Below are 6,654 nucleotides of genomic sequence, written 5' to 3'. Positions count from 1 at the left end.
CAGGGCGGTGCCCTGGACCTGGCCGCGGCGGGCGGCCAGGTCCCCCAGCACCGCGCCGAGGGCGTCCTCGGGCACGGTGACGCTCACCTCGGCGAGCGGCTCCAGCAGCTGCAGCCGTGCCGAGCGCAGCGCCTCGCGCAGGCCCAGGCGGGCGGCGGTGCGGAAGGCGAGCTCCGAGGAGTCCTTCGGGTGGTTGATGCCGTCGGTGAGGGTGACCGCGACGCCGACCACCGGGTGGCCGCCCAGCGGCCCCTCGGCGAGCGCGTCGCGGCAGCCGGCCTCGACGGCCTGCGCGTACTCGCGCGGCACCCGCCCGCCGGTGACGGCGGAGGTGAACGCGAAGCCGTCGCCGACGGGTTGGACGTCGAGGACGATGTGGGCGAACTGGCCCGCGCCGCCGTCCTGTTTGGCGTGCCGGTACACGAAGCCGCTCACCCCTTCCACCAGGGCCTCGCGCAGCGCGACCTGGGGGCGGCCCACCACCGCCTCCACGCCGGCCTCGCGGCGCACCTTCTCCACCGCCACCTCCAGGTGCAGCTCCCCCAGCCCCGACAGGGTGCGCTGGCCGGTCTCCGGGTCGGTGGCCAGGCGCAGCGAGGGGTCCTCCTCGGCGAGGCGGGCGAGGGCGGCGGTGAGTTTGTCGGTGTCGGCGGTGCGGCGGGCCTCGACGGCGACGGTGACGACCGGTTCGGCGCTCACGGGTGCCTCCAGCAGGATGGGGTGGTCGGGGTCGCACAGGGTGGCGCCGACGCGGGCGGTCTTGGGGCCGATGACGGCGACGATGTCGCCGGCCAGGGCGTGGTCGGTCTCGGTGTGGCGGTCGGCCATCACGCGCAGGATGCGGGCGATGCGCTCGGTGCGGCCGGTGGCGGCGTCGAGCACGGTGTCGCCCTTGTGCAGGGTGCCGGTGTACAGGCGCAGGTAGGTGAGGCGGCCGGTGGGGGCCGCGGTGACCTTGAACGCCAGGGCGGTCAGGGGCTGTTGGGGGTCGGCGGCGCGCTGGTGCTGCTGCTCGTCGGCGGCCCGTAGGGGCGGGGCGTCGAGGGGGGAGGGCAGGTAGGCGACGGCGGCGTCCAGCAGCGGTTCGATGCCGCGGTTGCGGTAGGCGGAGCCGCACAGCACCACCACCGCCTCGCCGGTGCGGGTGAGGTGGCGCAGGGCGGCGGTGAGGGTGGTGGCGGTGAGGGCGCCGTGGGTGCAGAACTCCTCCAGGGCTTCGGGGTGCAGTTCGGCCACGGCCTCCTCCAGGGCGCGGCGGCGGGCGGTGGCGTGGGCGGTGAGGTGGTCGGGCACCGGGCCTTCGGTCAGAGTGCCGTCGTCGTCCCAGGTGAGGGCGCGCAGGTGCACGAGGTCGATGACGCCGGTGAAGGACTCCTCGGTGCCGACGGGTAGTTGGACGGCGAGCGGGCGGGGGTGGAGGCGTTCGCGGATGGAGGCGAGCGCGGTGTCCAGGTCGGCTCCGGCGCGGTCGAGTTTGTTGACGAAGGCGATCCGGGGCACGCCGTGGCGTTCGGCCTGGCGCCACACCGATTCGCTCTGCGGCTCGACGCCGGCGACCGCGTCGAACACCGCGACGGCGCCGTCCAGGACGCGCAGCGAGCGTTCGACCTCGTCGGCGAAGTCGACGTGGCCGGGGGTGTCGATGAGGTTGATCCGGTGTCCGGCCCAGGCGCAGCTGACGGCGGCGGCGAAGATGGTGATGCCGCGGTCGCGTTCCTGGGGGTCGAAGTCGGTGACGGTGGTGCCGTTGTGGACTTCGCCGCGCTTGTGGGTGGTGCCGGTGAGGTAGAGGATCCGCTCGGTGACGGTGGTCTTGCCGGCGTCGACGTGGGCGAGGATGCCGAGGTTGCGGACGGCGGCGATGGCGGCGGCCGCGGTGGTGGTGCGGGTGGTGGTGATGTCGGTGCGCATGGCCCGGTTGCCTTTCGGGGGCGTCTTCTACGGGTGGGCGCGCGATTGACACAGTGCTGCCGCGATTTATGACGTCTCGTCAGATTGCTGGCGAGGAAGGGCCCGCACGAAGGGTGCGGACGGGTTCAGACGGTGGCGGCACTGTTCCGGTGCCGGCCGCGCAGCGGGCACCGGGAGGGCGGGGACACCAGGATCACCTCGTACCGCGACGCGGGAGAGGGGGCGGCGGCGCTGTGCTTCGGCATGGCCGCCCTCCCCCTCTCGCCTTGCTGTCGTCGTCACGGGCGTCCGCACCTCGGGGCGCGGCCGCGTGGCGAGTGTAGGGAGGACGGGTCCGGCTTCGCGAAGGGTTTTACGGCGACGGCTTTTGCGGCGCCCGGAAGCGCAGTACCGGCTGCGACCAGCCGTCCCGGTCGCGCAGCCCGGCGTCGAGGGCGGCGCCGATGGCGCGTTCCTCGTAGCCGAAGTGGGACTCCATGATGGCGGCCAGTCCGTCGAGTTCGCGCCCGATCGCCTCCAGGTCGGCGCCGGGTGTCGCGGTGGCCTGTTCGGCGAGTTCGCGCACCCGAGCGAGGATGTGGGCGATGAAGCCGTGGTCCTCGACGAGTTTGGCCACCGTTGGTGCGAGGTCGGGCCGTTGGCGTACCAGGGCGGCAAACAGGCCATCGTCCTCGCCCTGGTGATGGTTCATCAGAGCGGTGCAGAAGGCCAGGCAGTGGGTGAGCAGGGTGTCGTCGGCGCGTGTGCGCCGGCCGAGTGCGGCGCGGACGTCGGTGAGGCGGCGGCGCAGTTCCCGGTGGGCTTGGGAGAGTTGGAGACTGAGGGCGGCGGTTCGGCCGTTGAGGGGGGAGGCCACGGGCGGGCGGTCCCTTCGGTTGCGCACCTCCATGCCTGGCGCGGTCCGCCACCGGCACGCGATGCTGCCCGCCATCCGATCACGGCACCCGCCGGCGCGGCAAGCCCGCCGGCCCGGCCGTGGCGGGCGGCGCGGGCGGGCGCGGGTGTCGCGGGCGCCCGAGCAGGATCCCGGCCGCCACCAGCGCCAGCCCCGCCCCCTGGCGCATCCCGAAGGCGTCGCCGTCCAGCGCGGTGCCCAGCAGCACCCCGGCCAGCGGGTTGAGCAGTCCGAGCAGGCCGACGGTCGCGGCCGGCAGGTGGCGCAGTCCCGCGAACCAGCAGGCGAAGGCGAGGGCGGTGGCCACCAGGGTGACGTAGCCGAAGGCGAGCAGGGTGGGGCCGTCCAGCGGGGGCGGCGCTCCCTCGACGGCGGCGGCCAGCGGCAGCAGCATCAGGCCGCCGGCGGTCAGCTGCCAGGAGGTGGCGGCCAGCGGGTCGGCGCCCTCGCGCCAGCGGGCGGAGAGCACGTAGCCGACGGAGGAGACCAGCATCGCGCCCGCCGAGGCCGCCAGGCCCGTCCAGCTGACGGCGCCGAGGGGTTCGAGCAGGGTGAGTGCCACGCCCGCGAGGCCCGCCGCCGCCCCGGCCAGGTGGGCGCGGTGCGGGCGCTGGCCGTCGAGCGCCCAGGCGGTGAGCAGCATGGCGAGCGGGGAGGCGGCCATGACGGTGGCGGCGGCGCTGGTGGGCAGGAGTTGGGAGGCGAGGTAGAGCAGGACGAAGAAGGCGGCGGTGTTGAGCAGTGCGAGCAGGGCGCTGCGCCGCCACCAGGGGCCGTGGGGGCGGCGGCGGGCGAGGGCGAGCAGCAGCAGGCCGGCGGGCAGGGCGCGCAGGGTGGCGCCCCACAGTGGGCGGTCGGCGGGCAGGTAGGCGTGGGTGACGTAGTAGTTGGCGCCCCAGGCGAGCGGGGCGAGGGCGGTCAGCAGTACCCACCGCACATTGGCTTCCATGGAAGACAATATATCTTCCCGGGAAGCTACCAGCGTAGGATGGGTCCATGAAGCACTCCGAGGACGAGGACCGCGCCGACCGCGTGGCGCTGATCCAGGCCGAGTGGCGGCGCGAGCGCCCCGACCTCGACGTCTCCCCGCTGGCCGTGATCGGACGCCTGCACCGCCTCGCCGCCCGCCTGAGCGCCGAGCTCACCCTCGTCTACCAGCGCTACGGCCTGGGCGAGGGCGAGTTCGACGTGCTCGCCGCGCTGCGCCGCGCCGGCGCCCCCTACGAGCGCGCGCCCGGCGAGCTCGCCGCCCACACCATGGTCACCACCGGCGCGATGACCAAGCGGATCGACCGCCTGGAGCGCGCCGGACTGGTCACCCGCCGCACCGCCGAGGACGACCGGCGCGCCCGCGTGGTCGCCCTCACCGACGCGGGGCTGCGTCTGATCGACGAGGCGTTCACCGCCCACATGCGCAACGAGCACCGCCTGCTCGCCCACCTCGGCCCCGAGGAGGCCGCCGCCCTGCAGGCGCTGCTCACCGCCTGGCAGCACCGCCTGGACGGCACCGGGCCCGGGCGCCCCGCCCCGTGACGCCCGGCGGCGCGGTGGACCGGGGTCCCACCGCAGCGGGCGGGGTGGAGCGGCACGACGTCGACGTGCGCTTGCGCGCGATCCTCGACTACCGGCGGCGCGTCGGCACAATCTGACCCATGACCAGCAACCCGCCGCCGCCCGAACCCGACCACCTGGGCCAGCCCACCCCCCTGCCGCCCGGCTGGGAGAACCCGCAGGTCAGGGCGGACCGGCGCCTGGTGGAGCTGTTGCAGGAGCTGCGCGTGCTGCAGACCGGCGTGCAGATCGTCTTCGCCTTCCTGCTCGGCGTCGCCTTCACCCCGCGCTTCACCGAACTCAGCGACGCCCAGCAGGACATCTACATCGCCACCCTGCTGCTGACCGTGCTCGCCGCCGCCGTCCTGGCCACGCCCGTCGCCCTGCACCGGGGCCTGTACCGCCACCCCGGCAAGGCGCGCATCGTCGACGTGTCCGCCCGCATCGCCCAGGTCGGCCTGCTGCTGCTGGCCACCGCCCTGACCGGGGCCGTGCTGCTGGTCCTGGACGTCGTCCTCGGCACGCCGGTGGCCGTCACGATCGCCTGCACCGTCGGGCTGGTCTTCGCCGCCCTGTGGTTCGTCCTGCCCTGGGCGGTGCGCCGCGCCACCCGCGAGCGGCCCTGACACCGCCGCCCGCCTCGCCGCCGCCCGCACACCCGTACGCTCCTGTGGGGCCGGCGGCGCCCCGAACCGTCTACCGTGCCCGTATGCACACGTGGGACGTTCTGCTCATCGGCGGCGCCTCCGGCCTCGGCAAGAGCCGCGCCGCCGCCCGCCTGGCCGCGCAACGCGGCGCGTTCACAGTCGAGTTCGACGACGTGGTCGCCGCACTGCAGGCCGCCACCACCGCCGAGACCCACCCCGGCCTGCACCACTTCCGCGCCCCTCGGGACGGCCCGGACGCCTCCCCGGACGCCTCCCCGGACGCGGACCGGGTCCTGGAGCTGCAGATCGCCACCGCCCGCGCCCTGGACGACGCCCTGCTGGGCGTGGTGCGCAACCGCCTGACCGTGGACGTGCCGGCCGTCGTCGAGGGCGACTACCTCACACCGGCCGCCGCCGCCCGCTGCGCGGCCGAGGCCGATCGGCAGGGGCGGCGGGTACGGGCGGTCTTCCTGCACGAGGCCGACCCCGAGCGGATCAGCGCCAACTACGCCCACCGCGAGCCCGACCGCGGCCCCCAGAGCGCGCGCGCCGCGGTCAGCGCCCGCTACTCCGTCTGGCTCGCCGGCCAGGCCCGCGCCCGCGGCCTGCCGGTGGTGGACTGCCGCCCGTACGACACGCTGGCCGGGCGGATGGCGGCCGCCCTGGGGTGAGCAGCCGCCGTGGTGTCAGGAGCCCGCCGGGGCGTCCCCGATGTCGGAGATCAGCTCGGTGCCCGGGTCGCTCCGCACCGCGAGCCGGGTGCGCCCGGCCCCGGGGCCGGTTCCCCAGGCGAGGGTGACCGTGGTGAACAGGCGCCCCGCGCCGGAGTCGTGGTGGCGCACCTCCCAGCGGGTGGGCACGTCCTGGGCGCGCAGCACGCCGTCGGCGTGGTCGACCTCCTCCCAGGGGGCCAGGCGGCCAGGCGCCGGCGCAGGTCCTCGGTGAGGTAGTGGGCGCGCAGCTGCTCGCCCAGGTCGTCGGTGCCGTCGCAGACGGCGTCGATGTAGGCGCCGTAGAAGTCGGCCGCCCGGCCGGCCGCGGAGCCCGGGCTGCCGCCGCGGACCGCGGAGCTCGTTTCGGCACTGGCCATGCTCATCCCTTCGTCGAATCCGGGGCGCGCTGTTCACTCCGGCGCTCGTTCGACCCGGACGGGACAGCGAGCTGCCCCGTCGGAGGTTTCACCCGATGACTCAACTACCGGATTTCCCAGGCACGTTGTGCTCGACGGTGAACGCCCCGTCGACGAGGAGCGGGACCAGCTCGCTCGCCGCCGGCTCGACGGCGATCGCCACGTCGTCCGCGAAGCCGCCCTCGGCCAGCTCCCGCCCCGAGACGCTCCCTTCGACCGCCCGGGCCACATCCGCGCACGAGGCGTGCGCCGCGGCCGCCGTCGCCGCCTCCGGCGACAGTGGCCCGCAGTCCCGCTCCCGCAGGGCCGCGATCCCCACGCCCGCACCGAGCAGGTCCTCCAGCGCCGGCCGCAGGGAGCCGTCCGGCCACCGCTCCCCCGCCGCGACCACGCCCACCGGCCGCTCCCGCGTCCCGTAGCCGCGCGCGGCCAGCCACCGCCCCACCGCGCCGCCGTTGCGCAGGCAGCCCGCCACCACCCGCGCCCCGGCGCCGTGCGCCGCCGCCGCGATCGCCGACCCG

The 6,654-nt window shown here is 75.6% G+C and carries 8 protein-coding genes; 3 read left to right on the top strand and 5 right to left on the bottom strand.

The window, feature by feature from the left end:
• The 3 genes from fusA to ACFQ87_RS43435 form a co-directional block, all read right to left on the bottom strand.
• Positions 1-1,911, bottom strand: a 1,911-nt coding sequence (fusA, locus tag ACFQ87_RS43445) for an elongation factor G (RefSeq protein ID WP_380616555.1), incomplete at its 3' end; no start/stop codon positions are given.
• 352 nt (positions 1,912-2,263) lie between these two features.
• Positions 2,264-2,767, bottom strand: a complete 504-nt coding sequence (locus ACFQ87_RS43440) for a hemerythrin domain-containing protein (RefSeq protein WP_380616553.1) — start codon at positions 2,765-2,767, stop codon at positions 2,264-2,266.
• Between the two features lie 79 nt (positions 2,768-2,846).
• Positions 2,847-3,755, bottom strand: coding sequence for a DMT family transporter (locus ACFQ87_RS43435; RefSeq protein ID WP_380616552.1), 909 nt, complete (start codon positions 3,753-3,755; stop codon positions 2,847-2,849).
• 47 nt (positions 3,756-3,802) lie between these two features.
• On the opposite strand from ACFQ87_RS43435, the gene ACFQ87_RS43430 reads away from it, so the two are divergent.
• The 3 genes from ACFQ87_RS43430 (at position 3,803) to ACFQ87_RS43420 (ending at position 5,675) form a co-directional block, all read left to right on the top strand.
• Positions 3,803-4,339: a MarR family winged helix-turn-helix transcriptional regulator gene (locus ACFQ87_RS43430; protein WP_380616550.1), complete on the top strand. Its 537-nt coding sequence runs from the start codon at positions 3,803-3,805 to the stop codon at positions 4,337-4,339.
• A 119-nt stretch (positions 4,340-4,458) separates the two neighbouring features.
• Entirely contained in the window at positions 4,459-4,983 is a 525-nt protein-coding gene (locus tag ACFQ87_RS43425; RefSeq protein WP_380616549.1) for a DUF6328 family protein, read from the top strand.
• 83 nt (positions 4,984-5,066) lie between these two features.
• A complete protein-coding gene (locus ACFQ87_RS43420) occupies positions 5,067-5,675 on the top strand; it encodes an AAA family ATPase (RefSeq protein ID WP_380616548.1) in 609 nt (202 codons plus the stop codon).
• Positions 5,676-5,690: 15 nt separating this feature from the next.
• On the opposite strand, the gene ACFQ87_RS43415 is transcribed toward ACFQ87_RS43420, so the two are convergent.
• Positions 5,691-5,882, bottom strand: coding sequence for a hypothetical protein (locus ACFQ87_RS43415; protein ID WP_380616546.1), 192 nt, complete (start codon positions 5,880-5,882; stop codon positions 5,691-5,693).
• 312 nt (positions 5,883-6,194) lie between these two features.
• Positions 6,195-6,654 (bottom strand): 2-phosphosulfolactate phosphatase (locus ACFQ87_RS43410; protein WP_380616545.1); only part of this gene is annotated, 460 nt, incomplete at its 5' end.

It is taken from the genome of Kitasatospora sp. NPDC056531 (assembly GCF_042794375.1).
In the GTDB taxonomy this organism is placed as follows: domain Bacteria; phylum Actinomycetota; class Actinomycetes; order Streptomycetales; family Streptomycetaceae; genus Kitasatospora.
Note: the sequence above shows the minus strand (reverse complement) of the source record. Positions and strands in the feature narration are given on the sequence as shown.